This is a genomic window from Aeromonas sp. DNRA1 (genome assembly GCF_963888745.1).
Taxonomy (GTDB): Bacteria; Pseudomonadota; Gammaproteobacteria; order Enterobacterales; family Aeromonadaceae; genus Aeromonas; species Aeromonas hydrophila.
Genome location: NZ_CAWPKQ010000002.1, coordinates 653536 through 676815 on the forward strand (window position 1 = coordinate 653536; position 23280 = coordinate 676815).

Here is a 23280-nt window from a genome sequence, read left to right on the forward strand (position 1 = left end):
CCGCAGCTTTTTTGCGTTATTTCGTCGTTAAGGGTCGAGCCGCCGTCGCTTTCCCGTTAAAATTCCGCTTTTGCACCTGCCCGTGAGTCTCGATGTCTGCGTCCACTCTCTCTTCAGATTGTTATGCCCTGCTCGTTGAGCTGCAGTTGCAGCGCACCGCCAGTACCCGCTATTTGCAAGAACAACTGCCACTTGGGCAGGCCCTGCTCGACAAGTTGAGTCAGTTGCAACTGCTGGGGCTGGTGCGGCTGCGTGGGGAACAACAGTGGAGTCTGACGGCAGAGGGAACCCTGGCGTTGATCCTGGCGGTGCGCCGCGGCGATTGTCCCATGCCCAACTGGGCGCGGGTGCCGTCGGTCACCGGCCAGGAGATGGCGCAGGCGCTGGTGCGCGAGCTCTGTCTGGGGAAGGCCGGGCAAGTGCCTGCTTACTATCTGGCGGCCGATCTGCTGAGCCTGCTCGATCTGCCCGATGCCCACCGGTTGCTGGCAGGCTCGAGCCCCCAGTGGCAGCGGCTGATGCTGCAGCACTTCGCCCTGCAAACGCTATTGGATGCCGAGCCCCATGAGCAGTGGCCGCTGGCCCAGGCGGCCGGAGAGTGTGCCGCCGAGCTGGCCAAGCTGAGCGACGGCTTTGCTGCCGAGTGGCAGTGGCTCTGTGGCGAGCTGAGCGGGAAAGCAAACACTCACTGGCCTGCCCTGCAACAGCTGGCGGAGCAGGGGGGAGAGCAGCCCCTGGCCGAACGCCTGCTGGCTGCGCTTGGGGCTTGGCAGGCCCAGGAAGGGCAAGAGGATGGGCAGGGTAAGTGGCCACTGACATTTAGTGCCTTGCTGTGGCTTGGCTGGTTGCAGCAGGCCGATCCCGTGCTCGCCAGCGAGCAGCGCAAGAAGTGGCAGCGCAGCCTGGCCAACCAGTTTCCGCTGCTGGCGGATCTGCTGGGGCAGTGGGCGGGTGATCGCCACGGTCAGGCGGTCGGGCTGTTCGATACCCTGCAATTGCCGCCGGAAGAGCTGCACTGGGGCTACCTTTGGCTCGATCTCTGCGCCCTTGCCCGGCATGGGGAGCAGAGTCCCCAGGTGGCTATCCTGCACAAATGGGATCTCTCCCACGTACTGGATGCTGCCCCTCGCCACCGGTTGATGGCCTTCTGTCAGGATCTGCTGCGGCTGTTGCTGGGGCAGGGGGCGCAGCAGCAGCCGCTGCAGCAACTGCGCGCCGCCAGCGGCGAGCAGGAGGCCGACGAGCAGGACGGGGAGGACAAGACGCCGGCCTCCGCCAGCTGGCTCAACTGGCTGCAGGGGCTGGGTCGCGCCAGCGGCGTGCGCAAGCCGCAGGAGCGGCTAGTCTGGCTGCTGCATGCGGAAGGGCCCGAGCTCGAGTGCAAGATCCAGAAACAGAGCACCAAGGGGGAGTGGACAGCCGGTCGCCGGGTCGATCCCACCCTGCTCTCCACCCAGTACGCCAACCTGCTCGACGAGGAGGACTGGGCGCTGGTCCGCACGCTGCCGCGCACGCTTGGGCGATTGCCGCGCGAGGTGTGGGCACCGCTTGCCAACCATTCCCGCCTGTTCAATGCCAGAGGGCAGAAGCTGCAGCTGGCCATCACGGCACCCTTGCTGCAGATAGTGGCCACCGAGCAGGGCATGAGCGCCGTGCTGAGCCCGGCAGCCGCGGCGCGAGGGGCCCACATACTGCCGTTGGCTCAGGATCTGTGGCAACTCATCCTCACCCCGCAGCCGCTGCTCGACCGGCTGCCCGCGCTGGAAGCCATTCCGCTGCTGCCGGCCGAGGGGCTGGCGGAACTGCAGCATACCCTTGACGCCATTGCGGGGCTGCCCTGGCACAGCCAGGTGGCGGGCCTGCACGGCAATGCCGAGCTGGCTCCCTGGCCCGGTGTGGCCTCGGTTCAGCTCGACTGGCAGGATGGCCAGCTGGCAGTACGGTTGGTGACCCGGTTCGACGATTTGCCACCTCAGCCCCTTGGCAAGGGCGAAGCCATCGTGCGCCAGGGGATCAAGGATTATCACTACTGGCAGCGGGATTTGGCGGCCGAGAAGGGCGAGGCCCAGCGGCTGCGCAACCAGTTGCCCATCGAGTTGCCGGGCAGCGAGTGGCGCCTCGAGGGAGAGCAGGCACTGGCGCTGGTCAACGCCCTGCCGGAGCTGGTGGATGCCGGCGTGGTCATTCACTGGCATCAAGACAGCGCGCGTTTGAAGAGCCTCGATGAAGCCGCCCTGAGCCTGCGGATCGAGCGGCGCCAGGATTGGTTCCAGGTGGAGGGGGCGCTCTCGCTTGATGAGCACCAGATCCTCGACCTGCGCCTCATCCTGCGCCAGCTGACCCCGGGCCAACGCACCGTTCAGCTGGACGAGAAGACCAGCCTGATGTTGAGCGACAAGCTGGTGGAGCGCCTCACCATGCTGGGCGCCATGCTCGACGAAGAGCAGCGCATCAATCACAAGCTGGCCTACCCGCTGACCCGCCTGCTCTCTGTCATCACCACCGAGGGGGATGCCGCCTGGCACTCCCTGCAACAGGAGTGGCAGCAGGAGGTGGAATGCCCGGCCGAGTTGATGGGGCCGCTGCGGGATTATCAGAAGGAGGGGGTACGCTGGCTGGCGACCCTGGCCCATCACGGCTTTGGCGCCTGTCTGGCCGACGACATGGGCCTTGGCAAGACGCTGCAGGCGCTCATCGTGCTGCGCATGCGCCAACATCTGGGCCCTGCGCTGGTGGTGGTACCCAAGTCAGTGGTCACCAACTGGCAGGAGGAGGTCGCGCGCTTTGCTCCCGAGCTGGAGGTGGTGGTGTTTGACAACCCGTCCGAGCGGGAAGGGATGATCCGCGAAGCCAAGGCGGGCCAGATCATCCTGCTCAACTACGGCATGCTCGGCAGTCTGGCGGAGGCGCTCAAAGCACGTCGCTGGTCTTCCATGGTGCTGGATGAGGCGCAGCAGATCAAAAATGCCGGTACCCAGCGGGCCAAGCTGCTGTTCCAGCTGGACGGCGATTTTAGGCTCGCCCTCTCCGGCACGCCCATCGAGAACCACCTGGGGGAGCTGTGGAGCCTGTTCACCTTCATCAACCCCGGCCTGCTCGGCAGCCTGGGCGAGTTCAAGCGCCGCTTCGGCAAGGCGGTGAAAGATCCCCAGCATATGGCGCTGCTGCGGGCGGTGATCAGCCCCTTCATCCTGCGCCGGCTCAAGCAGCAGGTGCTGACCGAGCTGCCGGACAAGACCGAGATCATTCACCACATCAGCCTCTCTCCCGAGGAGCGTCAGCTCTACGAGGCGACCCGGCGCGAAGTGGTGCAGCAGGTGCAGAGTGCCGATGGCCGCGCCTTGATGCACGTGCTGAGCGGGCTGACCCGGCTGCGCCGGCTCTGTTGCTCGCCCCAGCTGGTGATGCCCGAGTGGTCCCAGGCCAGCAGCAAGCTGGACGAGGCGATGGCGCTGCTGGAGGAGGCCATCGGCAATGGTCATCGGGTGCTGGTGTTTAGTCAGTTCGTCGATCTGCTGAGCCTGTTGCGGGCCCGCATCGAGCAGCAGCAGTGGGACTACTGCTATCTGGACGGGGGCTGTTCCGCCAAGGCGCGGCAGGAGTCCATCCTGCGTTTTCGCCACGAGGCGGTGCCGCTGTTTCTGATCAGTCTCAAGGCGGGGGGCACTGGCCTCAACCTGACCCAGGCCGATACCGTCTTGCACCTGGACCCTTGGTGGAACCCGGCGGTGGAAGATCAGGCGAGCGATCGGGCCCACCGCATGGGGCAGACCCAGCCGGTGACCGTTTATCGGCTGGTGTGCGAGCAGACGGTGGAGGAGAAGATCGTCGCTCTGCACGATGAGAAGCGGGCGCTGGCCGACGGCCTGCTGAGCGGCCAGTCGGAAGTGCGTGGGCTGGATGTGGAGAGCCTGCGGGCCCTGCTGATGAGCTGACCGCGATCAGCTGGCTCGGGCAACAGACAAGGGGAGCATCCAATGATGCTCCCCTTGTTGTTTGGTACATGTTGTTTGGTACGTGTTGTTTGGCTCGTGCCGTGTGGCGCACGTGACGCCTGGGCGAGGCTACACAGCCGCTCGGGCCGGTTATCCCTGATAGAGGTAGAGATGCAGCCGCTCTATGATGGGCTCGCCGCCAATCTTGCGATCCCGCCGGGCCTGGCGCAGCTTGGGCGGGTAGTGGCCAAGGTGGGTGACGGCGGGCTGGGTGTCCGAGCAGAGCAGCAGGGGCAGGCTCGCCTTGAGCTGCTGCTTGCGAGGCTCCCGGTCCTGCCAGAGCAGGTTGATCATCGGGTGGGTCTTGACCGGCCGGCGGATCCTGAGCTCTGCGTCCACAGGCAGGCGGCGGATGTCGTACACCTCCTGATCCACCATCTTGCTCCACTCCTCGTTGTTCGATAGCGCCGGGATATAGCGGCGGCTGCGCTCCAGCATCTCCAGTACCTGTTCCCGGCTGAGCCGGCTGATGCTCTGCTTGTCAGCCCAGGTGAAGCCGAGCGAGTGCAGCTCTCCCTGAAGCCAAGTCAGCTTGCGATAGACCTGCAGGGTGATGACCCCGGGCAGCGCCCTGTGCACCAGCTCGAACTTCTCATCCCGCCCGCCGGCCTGCTGCACCAGTGCCTTGAAGGCGAGCTTGCACCCGTTGACCTCGTCGATCAGCGGCCGCAGCAGGGGGGCACAGGCGGCAGGGAAGCGCAGCCAACCCGGCAGGCGGTGGGTCGCCTTGGTGGAGCAACCGGGGCGGGCGCTGTGATCCCGATAGGCGCTGAGGGTCGCGGCCAGTGCGGCCTCCTCGCCCAGATAGCCCACCTCGATCTGCTCGATGGGCTCATGCTCCTGCCCTTGCGGTACGGCGGGCAGGGGATAGACGTGGGCCTCCAGCAACTCAAGCTGTTCCAGTTGCGCGGCCAGGCTGTCCAGCGCCTGTTCAAGCCGCTCCATCTGCTGGCGCAAGGCGGCTGTGGGGGTAAATGTCTCCATCGGCATGTCCTGTGTTTGCCTCTGTCAGCCCTGGTGAACGGGTTGATCGTAGGGCAGTGAAAGTACTGTATAAATAACCATATCAGCCTGCGGTATGGGTGCCAAGTGCCTGCGTTCCTGGGGTTGGAGAGGGACAAAAGATAGGAGCCATTCGAAGGTGACGACTTTGTATCTGACTGTTAATAAAGGATCAATAAAAGATCTCTTGGTTAACAACTGAATGTAAAAGTCAGGTTGCCCGTCTTGCTTGTGCCCACAGTGAATGCATAGCCAGTAGAGGAAACTGCATAGTTAGAAGGGATCCATGCAGGAGAATATGCTGCAGGCTATCCTGCACAGAAGGAAAAATGATTAAGTTGTTATTAATCAATGCGTTAGTTTCATACCCATGACGATATCAACCATTAGTTTTAATAATGTCTGCTATCAAAATTCGTCAATTGAGTCGGCTACCCCCCCTGACTAAGCTTTGCGCAACAAATTCGCACCCCGCGCAGACATCGTAAAGAGGAGCCACATCATGGCCAACATGACTTATACCGAAGCCGGTTACCAGCATTCCAGCCAACTGAATCTGGCTGCTCGCGTCAAAATGACCGTACTGACCTGGCTGGAACGCAGCCGCAGCCGTCGCCAGCTCTCCGAGCTGCCCGAGTACCTGCTCAAGGACATCGGTCTGAACGAAGCCGATCGTTATCAAGAGACCACCAAGCCATTCTGGCGTGGTTGATCTGCCTGGCAAGGATGCCTCGTTTTACTGCTGACTCACTGTTGCCAGCCAGCGCCGCCATGGCGTGACTACAGCCCCGTTTGCCTGGGCCCGTTCTCTTCGTTGTACCCGTTTCCCTCTCTCACGCCCTGTCGTCGCCCCCTTTTGTTCCCCCGTGATGTTCTCCCTCCCACACTTGTAACATTACTGTTTGAATTTGTTTAAAAATTGATTTTAAGCCCGAGGGCCTTGCGTATAATCCGGCCAAGCGTTCCTGACAATAAGGGTGAGATGGATGATTCCCCAGCATGACTTTTTGGCCCTGACTCGCCGCCACGAGTGGCAGCTTGAGCCGTTCTCGTTTGATCTGCCGGATGGTGCTTGCGCGAGTGTGTGGGATACGGGGGTGCTCTGCCTGGAGCCTGCCAGCGGTGCCGGCGACCTGCCGGGCGGGCGCAAGGATATCGTGCTCTCCTGCGGCATCCACGGCAACGAGACGGCCCCCATCGAGATCTGCAACCAGCTGCTGAGCCGTCTGCTCAGTGGCGAGCTCAGGGCCCGTCACCGGGTGCTGTTCCTGTTCGGCAACCCGGCGGCCATGAACCTGGGCGTGCGCGAAGTGGAGGAGAACATGAACCGGCTCTTCTCCGGCGCTCACAGCAAGGGGGAGGGGCTGTGCAACCAGGAGCGGATCCGTGCCATGCGCCTCGAGCAGTATGTGAGCCGCTTCTTTGCCGACCCGGCCAGACCGCGCTACCACTACGACCTGCACACCGCCATTCGCGGCTCGCGCCACGAGAAGTTTGCCGTCTATCCCTTCCCCCACGAGCGGCCTCATTGCAAGGAGCAGGTGCAGTTTCTCGGCGCCTGCGGCGTGCGCACCATTCTGCTCTCCAGCGGCCCCACCACCACCTTCAGCTATTACAGCTCCCAACGCCACGGAGCTCACGCCTTCACGGTGGAGCTGGGCAAGGTGCGCCCGTTTGGCGAGAACGACATGACCCGTTTCATCGAAACCCGGCAGGCGCTGCAGGATCTGGTGACCCGGGACGAGGTGGTGCTGGAGCCCTGGCGGGCGGATGACTTCACCATCTTTGCCATCGACCGGGTGATCAACAAGCGCTCGGAGCAGTTTCGTTTCCTGTTTGCCAGCGATGTGGACAATTTCACCGAATTTCCCCAGGGTTTCGTGCTGGCCGAGGATGGCGAGCTGCGCTACACGGTAGAGAAACCGCGGGAGGCGGTGGTGTTCCCCAACGCCAACGTGGCCATCGGCCAGCGTACCGTGTTGCTGGTGGTGCCGACCCGGCTGTGGGAGTAACCCGGCGCCACCTCTGATGGCAATGGCAGGCTGCCACCGGCATTGCCGGGCGTGCAGCCCTTTTCGGGAGCCTTGAGCGATCCCGCCCCCGGCCTGACAGGGAGCCCGATGCGGCTCCCTGTTTCATTTCCTCTTAGCCGAAAAATCCAGCTTATTTCTGAAATTAAAGAAGTTTCTACTGGTCTTACCTGGCTAAATCCCATTGCCCTTTGATTAACAATCTATTTACATTCAAAGGGTCACCTCATGGTGGTGACGTTGACAACGGCAAGGAGCCAGTTATGACCCATGTCGACATCCCTTTCCTTCGTTACCTCGATGAGGAAGGGCGCCCGGTCGCTACACTACCGACCTGGCTGGACAAGGCGATACTGCACACCTTCTACCGCAACATGGTGATGGTGCGCAGCTATGACAAGAAAGCGATCGCGCTGCAGCGAACCGGCAAGCTTGGTACGTTTCCCTCCCACCTGGGCGCCGAGGCGGTCGGGATTGGGGTCGGGCTCGCCATGCAGCCGCAGGATGTCTACGTGCCCTACTACCGGGATATGCCCACCCTCTATGTACGGGGCGTGCCCATGGAGAAAAACCTGCAGTACTGGGGCGGGGACGAGCGTGGCAGCGTCTTTTACAAGGCGGATGGCGAACTCTCCGAGGACCTGCCCATCTGCGTACCCATCGCCACCCAGATCACCCATGCCGCCGGCATTGCCGCGGCCTTCAAACTGCGCAATCAAGCCAGGGTCGCCGTGGTGACCATCGGCGATGGCGGCACCTCCAAGGGTGACTTTCTGGAGGGGCTCAACTGTGCAGGCGTCTGGCACCTGCCCATGGTGATGATCATCAACAACAACCAGTGGGCCATTTCGGTACCGCGCAAGCTGCAGTCGAGCGCGCCCACCCTGGCCCAGAAAGGGATAGGGGCCGGCGTGCGCAGCATTCAGGTGGATGGCAACGACGTGGTCGCCGTCTATGAGGCCACCCGCAGCGCCGTCGAGCGCGCCCGCAGCGGCAAGGGGCCGACCCTGATCGAGGCGGTCAGCTATCGGCTGGGGGATCACACCACGGCCGATGATGCGACCCGTTATCGGGAAGCGGCCGAGGTGGAAGCCGCCTGGGCCAAGGAGCCGGTCAAGCGGCTGCGCCAGTTCATGTTTGAGCAGGGCTGGTGGGACGAGCAGCAGGAGCAGGCATTGCTGGCCGAGGCGGCCCGCGAGGTCGAGCGCGCCGTGGCCGTGTATGAAAACACGGCGGCGCAGGCGCCGGAAACTCTGCTCGACTACCAGTTTGCCGAGTTGCCGAAGGATTACCGCACGCAGCGCCAGCGCATCATCGCCAAGGGCATGCAGCAGCACAGCGGGGAGGAAGCATGAGTGATATGACGTTGCTCGAGGCCGTCAATCTGGCGTTGCATCACGAGATGGAGCGGGACCCGGACGTGGTGGTGCTCGGCGAGGATGTGGGGGTCAACGGCGGGGTGTTTCGCGCCACCGTGGGCCTGCGCGACAAGTTCGGCTTCAAGCGGGTGATCGATACCCCGCTGGCCGAGGGGCTGATCGCCGGGGTGGCGGTCGGGATGGCCACCCAGGGGCTCAAGCCCGTGGCTGAATTCCAGTTTCAGGGCTTCATCTTCCCGGGTATGGAGCAGATCATCTGCCAGGCGGCGCGGATGCGCAATCGCACCCGGGGCCGCATCACCTGTCCCATCGTCTACCGTTCCCCCTACGGCGCCGGCATTCACTCTCCCGAACACCACAGTGAGAGCGTGGAAGCCCTGTTCGCCCACATTCCCGGGTTGCGGGTGGTGATCCCCTCCAGTCCGAAACGGGCATATGGCCTGCTGTTGTCGGCCATTCGCGACCCGGATCCCGTGATGTTCTTCGAGCCCGACCGCATCTATCGCTCGATGAAATCCGACGTGGTGGATGACGGCATCGGGTTGCCGCTGGATGTCTGCTTTACCCTGCGTCCCGGCCGCGACATCACGGTCGTCGCCTGGGGAGCCTGCATCCAGGAGGTGATGCGGGCCGCGAACCTGTTGGCGGAGCAGGACATTCAATGCGAAGTGCTGGATCTCGCCACCATCAAGCCGCTGGACATGGAGAGCATCCTGGCGTCGGTTCGCAAGACCGGTCGCCTGCTGGTGGTGCACGAAGCGTGCGGCAGTTTCGGGGTCGGCGCCGAGATCGTGGCGCGGGTCACCGAGGAGGCGTTGACTTCCCTCAAGGCTCCGCCCAGACGGCTCACCGGGGTGGACGCCGCCGTCCCCTATTACCGCAACGAAGAGTATTACCTCATCACCGAGCAGGACATTGCCGATGCGGCTCATCAGCTGATGGAGAACCAGTGGCTATGAAATTTTTCAAATTACCGGATCTGGGTGAAGGCTTGGCCGAAGCCGAGATCGTCGAATGGAAGGTCAGCGCCGGCGATACCGTGAGCGTCGACCAGGTGTTGTTGTCAGTAGAGACGGCCAAGGCGCTGGTGGATGTACCTTCGCCAGTGGCGGGGGTCATCGCCAGGCTGTGCGGGCAGGAGGGGGACATTCTGCACATCGGCGCACCGCTGGTGGAGTTTGAAGGCGGCGAGGATGACGGCACCGTCGTCGGCAAGGTCAATGCCCATCAGCAGCACATCGAGGATCACTTCGTGGTGGGAGTCATTGCTCCCGGCGGTGCTCTGGTGCAGGCCATGCCGGCCGTGCGCCTGCTGGCCCAGAAACTGGGGCTGGATATCGAGCGGCTCAAGGGGAGCGGCAGTGCCGGCATGGTGACCGAGCAGGACGTGCAGCAGGCATTCGAGGCCCAGCAGAGCAGTGGCAACGAGTTCCTCAAGGGCTCGCGCCGGGCCATGGCCAAGGCGATGGAGCTGTCCCATAAAACGGTAGTGCCGGTCAGCATCACCGATGAGGTGGACTTGCGTCACTGGCGCCCTGATGAGGACGTCACAGTGCGCCTCATCAAGGCCATCGGCGTGGCTTGTCGGGCGGAACCCTCCATGAACGCCTGGTTTGACGGCGACACCTTGTCAAGGCGGCTGTTCAGAGAGGTCAACGTGGCCATTGCGGTGGATTCCAAGCATGGGCTCTACGTGCCGGTCATGGAAAACGTGGCCGAGCGGGAAGGGGCCGATCTGCGCCAAGGGCTGGATCGCATGATTGCCGACGTGAAGGCGCGCGCCGTGCCGCGCGAGATGTTGCAGGGGGCGACCATCACTCTCACCAACTTCGGCGCCATCGCGGGGCGTTATGCCAGCCCGATCGTGACGCCGCCTCAGGTGGCCATCATAGGGGCGGGCAAATTGTTCGAGAAAGTCGTGTTCATTCATGGGGAGGCACGCCCGGTCAGAGCACTGCCGTTGTCGATGACGTTTGACCACAGAGCCTGCACCGGCGGTGAAGCGGCACGCTTCCTCAAGGCTCTGGTACAGGCGCTGGAAGCCCCCGCATTGTGACAGGTGTGCCCTGCCGTGGCAGGGCACAAATTGTTTGCGTAATCCCCAAAGCCACGTATAATCTAAACCAGCTTGAAAGGGCGATAGTTATGTCAATGAATATGATGTTTTACATCTTTTCCTGTTGTTCATAAGTTAATCCCGTTTTTTGAGCTTTATCCGCTGAAAAGCATAAGTAATTATTTTGAATACAGGTTTAAAGATATGTCTAACATGATCACCGGTACCGTTAAGTTTTTCAACGAAACCAAAGGTTTTGGCTTCATCCAGCAAGAAAACGGCCCGGACGTTTTCGTTCACTTCAGCGCTATCAGCGGTAACGGTTTCCGTACCCTGGCTGAAGGTCAGCGCGTACAGTTCTCTGTGACCCAAGGTCAGAAAGGCCCGCAGGCTGAGAACGTAACTGCTCTGTAATTCTTACAGAATTTAAGAAAGCCGTGGTGCCTCTGGTTCCACGGCTTTTTGTTTATGGACGTTTCACTCCCATCTACAGAGAGTGAACGGTGCCACTTCCTACTCTCTCGTTGCCTCCACTATGCTGCCATCTCTTCTGTTTGCCGCCACGCTGATCACCTCTGCCGATGTACAGGGGCAGGATACTGTCGAGGTCGAGGCAAAAGCCGTATGCCAGCAGTTTGTCGAGGTGCGTGTGGGCGGTGGCTCCTTGCCTGACGAGATCAAGGCTCAACCATTGCCAAAACGGGTGGGGGAGTGGATGGTCGATGGCAAAGTAAAAGGACCCGAAGGTCCTTTGTTGTTTGCCTGTCTGCTGCGTCAGGGGAAACGCTGGGAACTGCTCAACTTTTCGCTGTGGGCTCCCAAAGCGATCAAAGCGGTTTGAGTGCGACCAGCAGGTGCTGCAGGTGCTCTACCATGGTCATGCCGAATGGCGTCAGATAGCCACCATCTTCCGCGCTGATGAGCCCCTGTTGATGCAGGCGTGACGCTGCCTGGCAGAGTTCATCGGACATGTCGCTGCGCAACTTGATCCCTAGGCTCATGTTGGCCGGATCAAAACATGCCAGTATTTTCAAATCGTTTACAAACTCGTTAGAAACCTGGTCGATCCCGATCATGAATGCACTCCTTACGCTAAAGATGTATGCAAACTAGCATTCCCGGATCCACTTTAGTGGGCGCTGGCTCAAACTATTGGGCTTTCTCCTTTCCATACGTGCTCAAACGCTGCTTTTTTGGTCGTCCTGCCAGTGCTTGCAGGAGGCGTAGTTGAGTCCGCCCCTGCCATGCCAAACATGATAGGATAGGAGCCTCCTTTGTCTTTCTGGCCGAACGCTGCGTATCGGCCTCCGGTTCAAGGCGTATTCCATGGTCAAGATCACACTGGTATCACTGCTGCACACACTGGGGACGCGTTTCCCCGTCTATCCCGCCTCCCTGTTGTTGCCCCTGCTCGAGCAGCATCAGGGCGATGTCTGGCTGCCAGCCTGCAAGGGAGCGGATGTCGCCGCCCTGCGTCAGCATGGCAAGGGGGCAGCCGCCCAGACCTTGGCTCCGCTGACGGTGGCCTGGTGTGATTTTGCTACCGGTGAAGAGGGGACGACACCCGAGTTGGATGCGCTGGCCAATTACGACAGCGAGATGATGGACAATTTGCTGATGTACTGGCACAGCCCGGCCAAGATCAACAGCCCGATCACCGATAATCTGTTCGAGTTGCGCCGCGAGGTGGTGGATGAGGCCCACGGCGGCAAGCTGGCCGCCGCCTGGCAAGCGCAGCAACAGGCCCGTTTCGAGCAGATCATGGCCGCTGCCCTGGCTGGACAAGAGCAGCTCTGCTTCGTCGAGGTGGAGTCCGCCTACTGGCTGCGCCAGCGTTTCAGCGAGATGGCGGAGATCACCCTGGTGACCCCCGAGCTGGGATGAGATCGCGAAAAATCGGTGACCGATCTCTCATACTGGACAAGGCGCCGGCAAGATGTGAACATGGCGCCCTTTATTGCACAAGAGACTTGACCGATGAGCTATGAACTGAGCGACACCGAGCGCAATGCAGCGCTGCAACTGAACGCGGACTACCGCTTTGATCACTTCATCAGCAAGCTGGTCGAGCACGAAGAGCTGTTCGTTCTGACCGACGAGCACGGCGTCATGATGCTGACCACCGACGATGAAGACTGCATCCCGGTATGGCCGCACCCAGAATACGCCAAGGCGTGGGCCGAAGGGGAGTGGGCTGACTGCAAGCCGCAGTCCATCACCCTCAAGGTGTGGCTGGAGCGCTGGATCGATGGCATGGAGCAGGATGAACTGTGCGTTGCCGTGTTCCCGACCCCGGATCAGGAAGGTATCGTGCTGGAGCCGGCTGACGTGGCCGACGCCATCGCCCAGAAGCAGGCCAAGCGCGGTTAATCGCTTCTGCTTCCGGCTGGCAACCCCGGTTGCAAAAAAGACCCCGCCAATGTGCGGGGTCTTTTTGTTGGTAGCCTAGGCCAACCTTGGCAAAGAGGCAGGCTGCGCAGGCCCCTATTTCTGCTGATAGGTGGTATCAACCCGGGTGACGGCTGGGAAGGCCTGGCCCGCCTTGATGGCGGCCTGGGTCTGCGTCTTGGCCTCTTCATCAATCCAGAACAGGCCGCCATAGCTGTAGCCGCTGTTGCTGCCATCCAGCGGCCAGTAGAGCACCTCGCTCTTGGGCGTCGCCGGCAGCTTGGGCAGTTTTATCCAGCGCCGGGCCCCTTCCCGGGTGTAGGGCACCTGGTAGGCGGGCACAAAGCTGGCCAACTCATAGAGCCGCTGCTGGATCTGGCGCGACAGCGCCGCTTTTTTGGCGAAGTCGAACTCCTTGTCGTACTGCTCCACTAGAGCCGTGATGGCGTCATCATTGATGTTCATGATGTTGTTGGTCTGCGGCTTGTTGGCGTTGATCTTGTGGAAGAACTCCCAATAGGCGGGATAACGGCTGCCTGACCAGGCCATCCAGGCGCTCTGGTGTTTTTTCTCCAGCATCGACTTGAAGCCGGCCGAGGCATCCATCAGGTTCAGCTCGAGGTTGAGCCCCGCCTTCTTGGCCTCTTCGCGCAGCAGGGTGAGGCGCTGGGCGTGCTCCGCCGTGGTGTAGGTGATGGCCAGGGTCAGCGGCTGGCCCTGGCTGTTTTGCAGGGTACCGTCGGGGCCGGGCTTGGTGAAACCTGCCTTGGCGAAGTAGTGGCGCGCCAGCCCAGGATCAAACGGACGGGCCTTGAGATCCGTGTTGGTGAACTCCCCCTGGCCGGAGCCGTAGCTGTTGAGGCGCTGGTAATCCCCCCGCAGCAGGGTGGTGAGCATCTTGTCGAGATTGAGGGCGTGCTGGATGCCGAGCCGCACATCGAGATTGCTCAGCAGCGGGTCGGCGGTGTTGAGATAGAGCCCCGTTGGGGGCTGGGGCGTCTGGTTGTAGAACCAGAGTCGCTCGATATAGCCCTTGGCGAACTCCGGCGTTTTGCTCTTGTCGTGCCACCAGTTGGGCATCACCAGTGGGAAGGTATCGAGTTCGCCGCGCAGGAAGTGCTGCCAGGCGATGTTCTGATCCCTGAGCACCTTGAGCTCGATCCTGTCCGGATTGAAACGGTGCTGGAAGTAGCGCTCGTCATTGCCCCACCAATCCTTGACCCGCTCGAAGGTGACCGACTTGCCCTTTTTCACCTCGCCAAGCTGATAGGGGCCGGTCACCGGCAGCAGCTTCCAGTTGTACGCCTTGACCCAGTCGGCGGTGATCTTGATGGCGTGGCTGGGGGCTGGGCTGAAGGGCAGTGATTCCAGCAGATCCTGGCGACTCTTGGCACTGCCGCTGGAGATGGCCAGGGTGTGGTCATCAAACTTGGTCACCTCGCTTATCTGGGTGCTGTAGTAGTTGTTGTACCAGGGATCGTTGATCTCCTTGCTGCGCAGCAGCTTGAGGGTGAACAGCCAGTCATCGGCGGTGACCGGTTGGCCGTCCGACCAACGCGCCTTGGGATTGATGCGCAGATAGAGGGTCTTGTGGTCAGGCCCGAAGGACCATTCGTTGGCCAGCATCGGCATGGGCTTGCCGGTGACGGGATGGGTGCTCAAGAGCGGCAGGTTGGTCTCCCGCATATAGCCGGCGAAGCCGCCGTTGGAGTCCGGGCCGTATACCCGCAGGGTCAGCGGAAAACTGGTCATGAAACCGCGAAAGGTACCGCCCCGCTTGGCGGCCGGATCCGCGAAAGCGGGATCCGCGTTGTTGCTCTCCCACGTCAGATCGGCTGGCAGGGTGGCGCTCCAGCCGTAGTGGCTCAGACAGATGGTCAGGGCAATGGCGCTGGTGCGCAGAAGGCGCGGGATGATGATGCGGGGGTTGGCGGTGAAGGTCGATGGCATGTCCTTGCTCTCCTGATGGCTGCGTCCTGCAGGCCACTCGCTGGTGGCTCCAGCCCCGATGGGGGCTGGCTCATCATGGAAAGTTTCCCCGCCCTGGTCAATGGCGGCGGGCAAATAAGGATCAGACGGCCTGCGGCTTGAACCAGCGCAGCCGGCCGCCCAGCAGATGCACCACGAATCCCAGCAGCACCAGGGCCGAGCCCAGCCATTGCAAGGGGGTGGGGTGCTCGTCCAGCAGCAGGGCTGCCGCCACCATGCCGACGCAGGGTACCAGCAGGGAGAGGGGAGCCACCTGCGCTACCGGATAGCGCATCAGCAGTCGCCCCCACAGGCCGTAGCCGAGCCAGGTGGCGACAAAGGAGAGATAGAGCACGCACAGGAAACCCTGCCAGCTGATGTTGAGCAGGCTGCTGGCCATCAGCTCGGGCCCCTCGAACAACCAGGAGAGCGCAAGGAAGGGAAGGATGGGCACCAGTCCGCCCCAGGCGATAAGGCTCGGCAGCGTGGTCTGGTAGCGCAGCCCAATCTGGCGATTGATGACGTTGCCAAGGCCCCACCAGGCGGCCGCGCAGAGGGTCAGCACAAAGCCGAGCAGAGTGAGATTACCTTCGCCATGGGTGGCGATGAGATAGAGGCCGGCCCCCGCCAGCGGCAGGGCTACCCAGTGGTGGGGTTGCCAGCGCTCACCCAGCCAGATCATGGCGAACAAGAGGGTGAACACCACCTGGGATTGCAGTACCAGCGACGCCATGCCCGCCGGCATGCCGAACTTCATGGCGCAGAACAGAAAGGAGAACTGGCCCAGACTGATGGCTCCGCCATAGGCCAGCAGCCAGCGCCACGGCATGGCGGGTCTGGGGACCAGCAAGATGGCGGGAAAAACCACTCCGACGAAGCGCAGCGCCCCCAGCAGCAGCGGGGGAATGCCCTCCAGCCCCCACTTGATGGCGACGAAGTTGAGCCCCCAGCAGAGGATGACCAGAGCGGCCAGAAACTTGTCCTTGGTGTGCATGCGGCGTCCTTCGGTGTGTGGCCTCTGGCAGGAGAGGCCAAAAGACGACGAGCATACCCCAGCCTCGGTGGGCGCCGTCAAGCCGCCAGGCGGGGGGCAACCCTGCAACGGGTGGATCAGGCTGCGACGCAGTGCACTGTGATGCCGCGTGCAGTCAGGGTGGCCCGCATGGGGGCGGGCAGGGCGTCATCGGTGACCAGCACGCCGATCTGGCCCGGCGTACCGAGCGGGCTCGGGTGGATGGCGCCGAACTTGCTGCTGTCGGTGATGACCACATTGGTCACCCCCTTGGCCAGCACGCTGTTGACCACGTCGGCCCGCATCATGTCGCGGCCGGTGAAGCCCATCTCGGGGTGAAAACCGTCTACCCCGATGAAAGCCTTGGAGAAGTGCACCTGCTCGATGCACAGCCGGGTCAGCGGCCCCACCACGCTCTCGCTCTGATGCTGGAACAGGCCACCGAGCAGCACTACCTGGGCCTGGGTATCGCGCAGCAGGTGGGCGATGTAGCTGCTGATGGTGATGATGGTGACCCGCTTGTGCAGGGCCAGATGGCGGGCCAGCAAGGCGTTGGCACTGCCCCCCTCGATAAAGACCGTCTCGCCATCCTCCACCAGCTGGGCGGCCCGCTCGGCAAGGCGTTCCTTGAGCAGGTAGTTGATGTTCATCCGGGCGTCGGGATCGTCGCTCTCCAGCGCCATGGCCGAGCCATGCACCCGCTTGAGCAGCCCCTGCTTTTCGAGGGCGGTCAGGTCGTTGCGCACCGTCACCTCCGATACCCCGGTACGTTGGGAGAGCTCGCTCACGCTCATCTTGCGGGCCTGATGGACCAGGGTGAGGATCAGTTGGTGGCGTGGGTTCATGGGGCCTCGCTGGCTGGCAGTGGATAGCGGCAAGCCACCTCGCGGGTGGCTTGCCGGTCATAAAGGGGCACAGTTGCCCCTGGTGGGGCCCGTCAGAGACTGTGCTCGGTGCGGGCGATGATATCATCTTGCGCATCGGGGGATAAGGCGGTGAAGAAGGCCGAATAGCCCGCCACCCGCACCACCAGATCCCGATACTGGTCGGGATGGGCCTTGGCGGCCAGCAGGGTTTCGCGCGAGACGATGTTGTACTGCACGTGCCACCCCTTGTGCACCTCGAAGAAGGTGCGCAGCAGGCTCATCAGCTTGGTCTTGTCCCGCTCGTTTTCAAGGCTGGCCGGGCTCAGCTTCTGGTTGAGCAGCACCCCGCCGAGAATGGCCGCCGTGGGCAGCTTGCCGAGCGAGTTGAACACCGCCGTGGGGCCGAGACGATCCGACCCCGACGCTGGGCTGGCCCCTTCTGCCAGCGGGGTGCGGGCGTGGCGACCATCCGGGGTGGCCATGGTGGCCGCACCGAAGGGCACGTTGGCCGAGATGGAGGAGGTGCCCGCATAGTAGGTGCCGCCGATGGGGCCGCGGCCGAAGCGGGTGTTGTGCAGCCCCTTGAGCTCGTCGATGTAGCTCTGGTAGGCCTGTACCAACAGCATGTCGACCTCGTCCAGATCGTTGCCATATTTGGGGGCGGCATTGGTGAGGCGCATGCGCAGTTGCTCGCCTTTGACCCCGGCAAAATCCTGCTCGAGCGCTTCGGCCAGCTCGCGCTGATCCACCACTCCCTGTTCGAACACCAGTTTCTTCAGCGCTGCCAGGCTGTTGCCCAGGTTGGCGATCCCCACCTGCAGGCCGGAGACCCAGTCATAGACGGCGCCCCCCTGCTTGATGGTCTTGCCGCGCTCGATGCAGTCATCCACCAGGGCGCTGCAGAGGATGTCGTGGGCCTGAGCCTCCAGCACGCTGTCGACCACGCAATCGATCTCGATGGATTTTCGGGTGAAGTAGCGTACCTGCTCGTCCCAGCGGGCCATCACCTCGTCGAAGTGGCCGAACGTGCCTTGCCGCAGTGACTGGGGCTGGGGCAGGAAGACCTTGCCGGTGGTGGCATCGCGGCCGCCATCGAGCGCCGCCAGCAGAATGCGGGCGAAGTTGATGAAGCTCATGCCGGTGCAGCGATAGCCCCATTTGCCGGGCACTGCGGTTTCGATGCAGCCGATGGCGGCGTAGTGGTGGGCATCCTCCTCGCTCACCCCGAGCTTGATGAACTCGGGGATCACCACCTCGTCGTTGTTGAAGGCGGGCATGCCGAAACCGCAGCGGATCACCTGGATGCAGGCGTCGAGGAAATCCTCGCTCATGCCGGCATGGTAGCGCACCGAGAGGTTGGGCTGGGTGGAGCGCAGCTGGCCACAGGACTCCAGAATCGCGTAGGAGAGGCCGTTGACCGCATCATGTGCCTTGCCACCCTGCCAGTTTTGGCCACCGATGGTGACGTTCTGGTAGAGCGGGCTGCCGGCGGAGGCCTTGGAGTGGGTGCCGGAGCGGATCTTGTTCACCTCCAGCAACTTGAGCCAGCACCCTTGCAGCAGCTCGATGGCGCGTGTGCGCGGCAGGGATTCCGACAGCTCTACTTCGCGGCGATACCAGGGGTAGAGGTACTGGTCCATCCGGCCAAACGACACCGAGTGGCCGTTGGACTCGATCTGCAGGATGAGCTGGATGAAGTAGCAAAGCTGCAGCGCCTGCCAGAAGGTCTCGGGAGGCCGATGGGCAATGTGGGCGCAGTTGAGGGCTATGGTCTCAAGCTCACAGCGGCGCTCGGGGCGCGGCTCCTGCTGCGCCAGTTCGCGGGCCAGCGTGGCGTAACGCTCGATGTGCTGGCTGACGGCATCGAAGGTGATGGCGACGGCCTGCAGGAACTGCTCGCGCTGCAGATCAGCCCAGTCCGCGAGATCGAGCCGGCCGCGCCGCTCGGCCACCTTGACCTTGAGGCCGTCGAGACCGAGAGCAAGCAGCTGCTCATAGTTGACCGCGAGGTGCGCATCCCCCGAGGTCATGTTGCCCTCGGCCTTGATGATGCCACTCTCCAGCAGCCCCTTCTGCTCGTCGGTAAAGAGGCCGTAGCAGCGATCCTGCACCGTCTGGCCACGCCAGAAGGGGGTGAGTGCGTGGATGGCCAGCTTGTCAGCCTCGCTCACCGCAAAACCGGCGCCGGGGCGATCCGCCAGCTCATCGATCTCCTTCTCGATCCAGCTCACCGTGTATTCGGGAAAGAGCGGCGCCGCCCGCACTTGGCTGGCCTGGTTGCCGACGATGAGCTCGTCGTGCTTGATCCAGATGGTGCGCTCCTTGAGGTGGTGGGCCAGCGCCAGGGCACGGCGCACCGGCAGCGGTCGGGCCAGGTGGGCCTGATAGGCCTCGGTGTAGTGACGGGCCCGCTCGGTGCAGACCGGCGGCTGGACGATGTGGATCAGGCTCTCCTTGTGGGCACGGATCCGCGGGGGCAGGGTGGTGAGGTCGAGCTGGGTCATGGTCTTATCCTCTGGTCATTGGGCTGTGAGTGGCGGATGTCATGGGTTTGTTCCTAGCCCCGGGTGAGCGGGGTCAGCCCCTGCGCACTGGCACACTCATGGGCAAAGGCGAGCAGTGCCGGGTCATCGAGCGGTTGCGGTGGGGCCTGATAGGGTTGGTCGAGCAGGGCGTACTTGCCCGCGCCCAGGGTGTGGTAGGGGAGAAAATGGATCTCCTGTACGGTGCCGAGGTTGGCGGCAGTTTGGGTGATGGCCTCTATGGATGCTCGGTCGGCATTGAAACCGGGGATTAGCGGCACCCGGATCTGCATGGCCACGCCGCGCTCGGCCAGACGCCTGAGGTTGGCCAGGGGCAGGGCGACCTTGCCACGGGTCCAGTCGAAGAAGCGCTCCTCATCCACATGCTTGAGATCCGCCAGCAGCAGGTCGAGATGGGGGAGGCTTGGTTCAATCTGGTGCCAGGGGACGTGCAGGCAACTTTCCACTGCGGTATGCAGCCCCTCGGCCTTGCAGCGGGCCAGCAGGCTGGCGGCAAATTCGGGCTGCATGAAGGGCTCGCCGCCGGAGAGGGTCACTCCGCCGCCGCTGCGCTCAAAGAAGGGGCGATCCCGCAATATAGTGGCCATCAGGGTGTCCAGGCTCTCCTCCCGGCCGCACACCTGCAGCGCTTCGCTTGGGCAGAGGCCGCGCAGCCGTTCCACATCCTGATTGCCGAGGGTTGAGCGAGTGAGCTGGACACCCTGGCTGTCATGCAAGATTGCCGGGCAGGCGTCGCTGCAGAGCCGGCATCCCTCGATGCATTGGCGCCGGTCGAGTAGTATGTCCGGCTTGGGAGAGCGGCTTTCCGGGTTTTGACACCAGCGACAGGCCAGCGAGCATCCCTTGAGAAACACCAGGGTGCGAATGCCGGGGCCATCATGGGTTGAATAGCGTTGCAGGTCGAAAATCATACCGCCTCCTTTTGTTTCTGCATTCTATTTTCTTTCGTTCGAAACTTGATTTGATTTTGATCAAACAATGTGCGGATGTTATCTCGCTAGAATGGCGACAGATTGAACATCCCATTAAGGAGTCAGAGATGGAGCTTTATCTCGATACTGCCGATGTGGCTGCGGTGCGCCGCTGGTCACGGATCCTGCCGCTGGCTGGCGTCACCACCAACCCGTCCATTACCGCGGCAGGCGGCATGCCACTGGCCGAGCTGCTGCCCGCCCTGCGGGAGGTGCTAGGGCCCAAGGCACGCCTGTTTGCCCAGGTGATGGCCAAGACTGAGACCGAGATGGTGCGCGAGGCATTTGCCCTGCGTGAGCTGGATCGGGACCTGGTGATCAAGATCCCGGTATGTGAAGAGGGGCTGGCGGCCATCAAGACTCTGACGGCCAACGGGGTACCGACCCTGGGCACGGCGGTCTATACCCCGCTGCAGGGCTGGCTGGCGGCGGTGGCAGGGGCCGAATACGTGGCGCCCTACGTCAACCGGCTGGATGCCCAGGGGGGCGATGGCATCGCCACCGTACAGGAGTTGCAACAGCTGCTGGCGCTGCACGCGCCGCACAGCAAGGTGCTGGCGGCATCGTTTCGCACCCCGCGCCAGGCGCTCGACTGCCTGCTGGCAGGTTGCCAGTCCATCACGCTGCCGCTCGACGTGGCCGAACAGCTGCTGAGAGTGCCGGCGGTGGATGCGGCGCTGGCGAAGTTTGATCAGGATTGGCAGCGGGCGTTTGCCTGAGGCTGCTTGAAGGCAGGATGAAAGGGCGGCAGGCGGGCTAAGCTAGAAGAGAGAGCCCGCTGTGACGGGCCACTATCGATGGCTGATCGGAGGTGCCCCATGAGCGACCATACCCTGCTGCCCCATGGTGAAGATCTGCGCCGCGCCGTGCGCTGGCTCAGCGAGCACCATCAACACGACATCCGGGCCATCGAAGAGGCCTGCATCCGCTTTGATCTGTCGCCGCTGGATGAGGAGTTTCTCATCCAGCACTGCGCCGAGCGGTTGCGGGAGGGGGATGCCGACTAGACGAAGTTGGCGAGGTTGATGCCGAACTCCTTGGGATCGACCGTGCTCTCGATGGTTTCCTGCACCCCGTTCTTGGCAAGATCCAGCCACTGCACCTCGAGGTAGTGGCGCTGGGTCCCGTGATAAATCACCTTCACCACCGGTTTGAGCGGCTCATGGGGATTGCGCTGCATGACGATGGCCAGCCGCTGGTTGGAAAGCTGCACCAGCGTCCCCACTGGATAGACCCCCATGCACTTGATGAACTTGGTAACCAGTTCGGCATCGAAGTGGTGGTTGATCCCCTTGAGCAGAATGCGAAAGGCCTGGGTCGGCTGCATCCCCTGCTTGTAGACCCGATCCGCCGTAACGGCGTCATAGACATCGACGATGCCGCTCATGCGGGTATAGAGCGAGAGCTGCTCGCCTTTGAGCCGCTGCGGGTAACCGGTGCCGTCGAGCCGTTCGTGATGGTTGGCGGCCACCTCCAGCATGGTGGCGGTGATGCCGGGAGTGTTGCTCAGGATCTCGTAGCTGTGCACCACGTGCTGGCGCATGACGGCGAACTCCTCGTCGGTGAGCTTGCCCGGTTTGTTGAGCACTTCGTCCGGGGTCATGATCTTGCCCACGTCGTGCAGCAGGCCGCCCAGGGTCAGCTCCTTGAGCACGCTTCGGTCCAGGTCCAGATAGCGGCCGAAGTTCGCCAGCAGGATGGCGACGTTCATCGAGTGCTCCATCAGGTAGGCATCCTTGGCGCGAATGCGGGCCAGACAGAGCATGGCGTCACCGTGGGTGAACATGGTGTCCACCATCTCCTCGGCGACCGCCGCCAGCGGCGTGATGTCGATGGGCTCCCCCGCCTTGAGGTGGCGGATGAACTTGCCCTGCAGCTCGCGGGCCTCCTGATAAAGCCGGCGGATCTTCAGCTCGCGCCCCTCGCCGTTGCCGCTGCCGGAGGAACGCTGGGTGCTGGCCGGGGAGATGGCCGGATCGGGGGAGATGACCTGCTCGATACCAGGCAGCTTGCTGCGGGCGAGATCGACCCGCACCGTGAGCACGCCGCGCTTGACCAGATCGTTGATCTGCTGGCGGGTGGTCACCAGCCCCATCTGGGCAATCTCCATGCCGCCGGTCTGGCTGATGATGGCGATCACGTACATGCCGGGTTGCAGCTGGTTGACGGGAATAACGGGATGAGGTGTTTGCGACTTCATACGGCTTCCTGAACTTTATTATTATGCGTAACGTTAGGCCCTCTGTTGGCAGTCTAACACCGGCTCCCCGGTTCGTCATGGCGACATGCGTGGTGGCTGCGGCGCTTAGTGCTGGAGTTGTCGGCCCCGGCCGATATAATGACGCCCCTTTCTTGATGGACTCTGAGGTTGTGCATGCGGCTCGATAAATTTCTTTGCGATTGTTCCGACTTGACCCGCTCGCTGGCGGGCAAACTGATCCGGCAGGGAGAGGTGATGGTGGACGGTATCGTAGTCAAGCAGCCTGCCTTCCACATCAACGAGCAGAGCCAGGTGGAATTTGACGGTGTCACCCTGACCCTGGATCAGCGCAACCGCTACTTCATGCTGCACAAGCCGGAAGGGTATGTCTGCTCCAACGAAGACCCGGATCACCCCACCGTGTTCTTCCTGATGGACGAGCCGGCCATGGGCAAGCTGCACGTGGTGGGGCGGCTCGATCTCGACACCACCGGTCTGGTGCTGGTGACCGATGACGGTCAGTGGTCTCATCGCATCACCTCCCCCCGTCACGAGTGTGCCAAGACCTACCACGTCTGGCTGGCAGACCCGGTCAGCCCGGATGCCATCGCATTGTTTGCTGAAGGGGTGCTGCTGCGCAGCGAGACCGAGAAGACCCGGCCGGCCCAGCTGGAGATCCTGGGAGAGTGCGAGGCGCGTCTGACCATCCACGAGGGCAAGTACCATCAGGTGAAGCGGATGTTTGCTGCCATCGGCAACAAGGTGGTGGGACTGCACCGGGAGCGGGTGGGTGACCTGACGATGGATGAAGGGCTAGCACCGGGCGAATATCGCGAGCTGACCGCCGACGAGATCGCCCGGTTCTGATCC

Annotated in this window: 21 protein-coding genes; 13 read left to right on the forward strand and 8 right to left on the reverse strand. The window is 62.6% G+C overall.

What is annotated here, in order from left to right; all coding sequences use genetic code 11:
• Window positions 1–92 precede the first annotated feature (92 nt).
• Window positions 93–3935 (forward strand): DEAD/DEAH box helicase, encoded by a 3843-nt coding sequence (locus AACQ43_RS08985; protein WP_168967029.1) that lies wholly within the window; start codon window positions 93–95, stop codon window positions 3933–3935.
• Between the two features lie 150 nt (window positions 3936–4085).
• On the opposite strand, the gene AACQ43_RS08990 is transcribed toward AACQ43_RS08985, so the two are convergent.
• Window positions 4086–4979 carry a DNA replication terminus site-binding protein gene (locus AACQ43_RS08990; RefSeq protein ID WP_168967030.1) on the reverse strand — a complete coding sequence of 298 codons (894 nt, stop codon included), beginning with the start codon at window positions 4977–4979 and terminating at the stop codon, window positions 4086–4088.
• A 520-nt stretch (window positions 4980–5499) separates the two neighbouring features.
• On the opposite strand from AACQ43_RS08990, the gene AACQ43_RS08995 reads away from it, so the two are divergent.
• From AACQ43_RS08995 to AACQ43_RS09025, 7 genes are all read left to right on the forward strand, one after another.
• Window positions 5500–5709 carry a DUF1127 domain-containing protein gene (locus tag AACQ43_RS08995; protein WP_011706670.1) on the forward strand — a complete coding sequence of 70 codons (210 nt, stop codon included), beginning with the start codon at window positions 5500–5502 and terminating at the stop codon, window positions 5707–5709.
• Window positions 5710–5983: 274 nt separating this feature from the next.
• Window positions 5984–7009 carry a succinylglutamate desuccinylase gene (gene astE, locus AACQ43_RS09000; RefSeq protein ID WP_168967031.1) on the forward strand — a complete coding sequence of 342 codons (1026 nt, stop codon included), beginning with the start codon at window positions 5984–5986 and terminating at the stop codon, window positions 7007–7009.
• Window positions 7010–7290: 281 nt separating this feature from the next.
• On the forward strand, window positions 7291–8382 hold the full coding sequence (pdhA, locus tag AACQ43_RS09005; protein ID WP_016351338.1) for a pyruvate dehydrogenase (acetyl-transferring) E1 component subunit alpha: 1092 nt from the start codon (window positions 7291–7293) through the stop codon (window positions 8380–8382).
• A complete protein-coding gene (locus AACQ43_RS09010; protein ID WP_011706667.1) occupies window positions 8379–9365 on the forward strand; it encodes an alpha-ketoacid dehydrogenase subunit beta in 987 nt (328 codons plus the stop codon). Before pdhA ends, AACQ43_RS09010 begins: the two co-directional genes overlap by 4 nt.
• The gene (locus AACQ43_RS09015; RefSeq protein ID WP_146061372.1) at window positions 9362–10462 is read left to right on the forward strand and encodes a dihydrolipoamide acetyltransferase family protein; all 1101 of its coding nucleotides are present in this window, start codon (window positions 9362–9364) and stop codon (window positions 10460–10462) included. The genes AACQ43_RS09010 and AACQ43_RS09015 overlap by 4 nt, the downstream gene beginning before the upstream one ends.
• Window positions 10463–10666: 204 nt before the next feature.
• Window positions 10667–10876, forward strand: coding sequence for a cold-shock protein (locus tag AACQ43_RS09020; RefSeq protein WP_005331438.1), 210 nt, complete (start codon window positions 10667–10669; stop codon window positions 10874–10876).
• Between the two features lie 121 nt (window positions 10877–10997).
• Window positions 10998–11303, forward strand: a complete 306-nt coding sequence (locus AACQ43_RS09025) for a hypothetical protein (protein ID WP_168967032.1) — start codon at window positions 10998–11000, stop codon at window positions 11301–11303.
• On the opposite strand, the gene AACQ43_RS09030 is transcribed toward AACQ43_RS09025, so the two are convergent.
• Window positions 11290–11538: a TIGR02647 family protein gene (locus AACQ43_RS09030; RefSeq protein ID WP_011706664.1), complete on the reverse strand. Its 249-nt coding sequence runs from the start codon at window positions 11536–11538 to the stop codon at window positions 11290–11292. The genes AACQ43_RS09025 and AACQ43_RS09030 overlap by 14 nt on opposite strands.
• Before the next feature lie 250 nt (window positions 11539–11788).
• On the opposite strand from AACQ43_RS09030, the gene AACQ43_RS09035 reads away from it, so the two are divergent.
• Both AACQ43_RS09035 and AACQ43_RS09040 read left to right on the forward strand, forming a co-directional pair.
• Window positions 11789–12346, forward strand: coding sequence for a hypothetical protein (locus AACQ43_RS09035; RefSeq protein ID WP_168967033.1), 558 nt, complete (start codon window positions 11789–11791; stop codon window positions 12344–12346).
• Window positions 12347–12439: 93 nt separating this feature from the next.
• Window positions 12440–12832: a DUF2750 domain-containing protein gene (locus tag AACQ43_RS09040; protein WP_005302792.1), complete on the forward strand. Its 393-nt coding sequence runs from the start codon at window positions 12440–12442 to the stop codon at window positions 12830–12832.
• Between the two features lie 114 nt (window positions 12833–12946).
• Here AACQ43_RS09040 and AACQ43_RS09045 read toward each other — a convergent pair whose 3' ends face one another.
• The 5 genes from AACQ43_RS09045 to AACQ43_RS09065 form a co-directional block, all read right to left on the reverse strand.
• Window positions 12947–14800, reverse strand: coding sequence for an extracellular solute-binding protein (locus tag AACQ43_RS09045; RefSeq protein ID WP_168967034.1), 1854 nt, complete (start codon window positions 14798–14800; stop codon window positions 12947–12949).
• A 121-nt stretch (window positions 14801–14921) separates the two neighbouring features.
• Window positions 14922–15812, reverse strand: coding sequence for an EamA family transporter (locus tag AACQ43_RS09050; protein WP_168967035.1), 891 nt, complete (start codon window positions 15810–15812; stop codon window positions 14922–14924).
• Between the two features lie 116 nt (window positions 15813–15928).
• The gene (locus tag AACQ43_RS09055) at window positions 15929–16675 is read right to left on the reverse strand and encodes a DeoR/GlpR family DNA-binding transcription regulator (RefSeq protein ID WP_029303991.1); all 747 of its coding nucleotides are present in this window, start codon (window positions 16673–16675) and stop codon (window positions 15929–15931) included.
• Between the two features lie 92 nt (window positions 16676–16767).
• Window positions 16768–19200 (reverse strand): formate C-acetyltransferase/glycerol dehydratase family glycyl radical enzyme, encoded by a 2433-nt coding sequence (locus AACQ43_RS09060; RefSeq protein WP_168967036.1) that lies wholly within the window; start codon window positions 19198–19200, stop codon window positions 16768–16770.
• Between the two features lie 53 nt (window positions 19201–19253).
• Window positions 19254–20150: a glycyl-radical enzyme activating protein gene (locus tag AACQ43_RS09065; RefSeq protein ID WP_168967037.1), complete on the reverse strand. Its 897-nt coding sequence runs from the start codon at window positions 20148–20150 to the stop codon at window positions 19254–19256.
• Between the two features lie 128 nt (window positions 20151–20278).
• On the opposite strand from AACQ43_RS09065, the gene fsa reads away from it, so the two are divergent.
• Both fsa and AACQ43_RS09075 read left to right on the forward strand, forming a co-directional pair.
• Complete coding sequence (gene fsa / locus AACQ43_RS09070) at window positions 20279–20929, forward strand: fructose-6-phosphate aldolase (RefSeq protein ID WP_168755989.1); 651 nt, start codon at window positions 20279–20281, stop codon at window positions 20927–20929.
• A 99-nt stretch (window positions 20930–21028) separates the two neighbouring features.
• The gene (locus AACQ43_RS09075) at window positions 21029–21217 is read left to right on the forward strand and encodes a hypothetical protein (protein ID WP_024942451.1); all 189 of its coding nucleotides are present in this window, start codon (window positions 21029–21031) and stop codon (window positions 21215–21217) included.
• Here AACQ43_RS09075 and AACQ43_RS09080 read toward each other — a convergent pair.
• The gene (locus AACQ43_RS09080; RefSeq protein ID WP_029299785.1) at window positions 21214–22410 is read right to left on the reverse strand and encodes an HD-GYP domain-containing protein; all 1197 of its coding nucleotides are present in this window, start codon (window positions 22408–22410) and stop codon (window positions 21214–21216) included. The two genes, AACQ43_RS09075 and AACQ43_RS09080, sit on opposite strands and share 4 nt — an antisense overlap.
• Before the next feature lie 174 nt (window positions 22411–22584).
• On the opposite strand from AACQ43_RS09080, the gene rsuA reads away from it, so the two are divergent.
• Window positions 22585–23277 carry a 16S rRNA pseudouridine(516) synthase RsuA gene (gene rsuA / locus AACQ43_RS09085; protein ID WP_168967038.1) on the forward strand — a complete coding sequence of 231 codons (693 nt, stop codon included), beginning with the start codon at window positions 22585–22587 and terminating at the stop codon, window positions 23275–23277.
• The last annotated feature ends 3 nt before the right edge of the window (window positions 23278–23280 follow it).

Bases quoted from the DNA above. Each gene is read 5' to 3' on its own strand.
- AACQ43_RS09015 (WP_146061372.1), top strand. From the start codon at position 9,362: ATGAAATTTTTCAAATTACCGGATCTGGGTGAAGGCTTGGCCGAAGCC.
- AACQ43_RS09065 (WP_168967037.1), bottom strand. From the start codon at position 20,150: ATGATTTTCGACCTGCAACGCTATTCAACCCATGATGGCCCCGGCATT.
- AACQ43_RS09040 (WP_005302792.1), top strand. From the start codon at position 12,440: ATGAGCTATGAACTGAGCGACACCGAGCGCAATGCAGCGCTGCAACTG.
- AACQ43_RS09055 (WP_029303991.1), bottom strand. From the start codon at position 16,675: ATGAACCCACGCCACCAACTGATCCTCACCCTGGTCCATCAGGCCCGC.
- AACQ43_RS09080 (WP_029299785.1), bottom strand. From the start codon at position 22,410: ATGAAGTCGCAAACACCTCATCCCGTTATTCCCGTCAACCAGCTGCAA.
- AACQ43_RS09035 (WP_168967033.1), top strand. From the start codon at position 11,789: ATGGTCAAGATCACACTGGTATCACTGCTGCACACACTGGGGACGCGT.
- AACQ43_RS08990 (WP_168967030.1), bottom strand. From the start codon at position 4,979: ATGGAGACATTTACCCCCACAGCCGCCTTGCGCCAGCAGATGGAGCGG.
- fsa (WP_168755989.1), top strand. From the start codon at position 20,279: ATGGAGCTTTATCTCGATACTGCCGATGTGGCTGCGGTGCGCCGCTGG.
- pdhA (WP_016351338.1), top strand. From the start codon at position 7,291: ATGACCCATGTCGACATCCCTTTCCTTCGTTACCTCGATGAGGAAGGG.
- astE (WP_168967031.1), top strand. From the start codon at position 5,984: ATGATTCCCCAGCATGACTTTTTGGCCCTGACTCGCCGCCACGAGTGG.
- AACQ43_RS09050 (WP_168967035.1), bottom strand. From the start codon at position 15,812: ATGCACACCAAGGACAAGTTTCTGGCCGCTCTGGTCATCCTCTGCTGG.
- AACQ43_RS09060 (WP_168967036.1), bottom strand. From the start codon at position 19,200: ATGACCCAGCTCGACCTCACCACCCTGCCCCCGCGGATCCGTGCCCAC.
- AACQ43_RS09030 (WP_011706664.1), bottom strand. From the start codon at position 11,538: ATGATCGGGATCGACCAGGTTTCTAACGAGTTTGTAAACGATTTGAAA.
- AACQ43_RS08985 (WP_168967029.1), top strand. From the start codon at position 93: ATGTCTGCGTCCACTCTCTCTTCAGATTGTTATGCCCTGCTCGTTGAG.
- AACQ43_RS09075 (WP_024942451.1), top strand. From the start codon at position 21,029: ATGAGCGACCATACCCTGCTGCCCCATGGTGAAGATCTGCGCCGCGCC.
- rsuA (WP_168967038.1), top strand. From the start codon at position 22,585: ATGCGGCTCGATAAATTTCTTTGCGATTGTTCCGACTTGACCCGCTCG.
- AACQ43_RS09025 (WP_168967032.1), top strand. From the start codon at position 10,998: ATGCTGCCATCTCTTCTGTTTGCCGCCACGCTGATCACCTCTGCCGAT.
- AACQ43_RS09045 (WP_168967034.1), bottom strand. From the start codon at position 14,800: ATGCCATCGACCTTCACCGCCAACCCCCGCATCATCATCCCGCGCCTT.
- AACQ43_RS09020 (WP_005331438.1), top strand. From the start codon at position 10,667: ATGTCTAACATGATCACCGGTACCGTTAAGTTTTTCAACGAAACCAAA.
- AACQ43_RS09010 (WP_011706667.1), top strand. From the start codon at position 8,379: ATGAGTGATATGACGTTGCTCGAGGCCGTCAATCTGGCGTTGCATCAC.
- AACQ43_RS08995 (WP_011706670.1), top strand. From the start codon at position 5,500: ATGGCCAACATGACTTATACCGAAGCCGGTTACCAGCATTCCAGCCAA.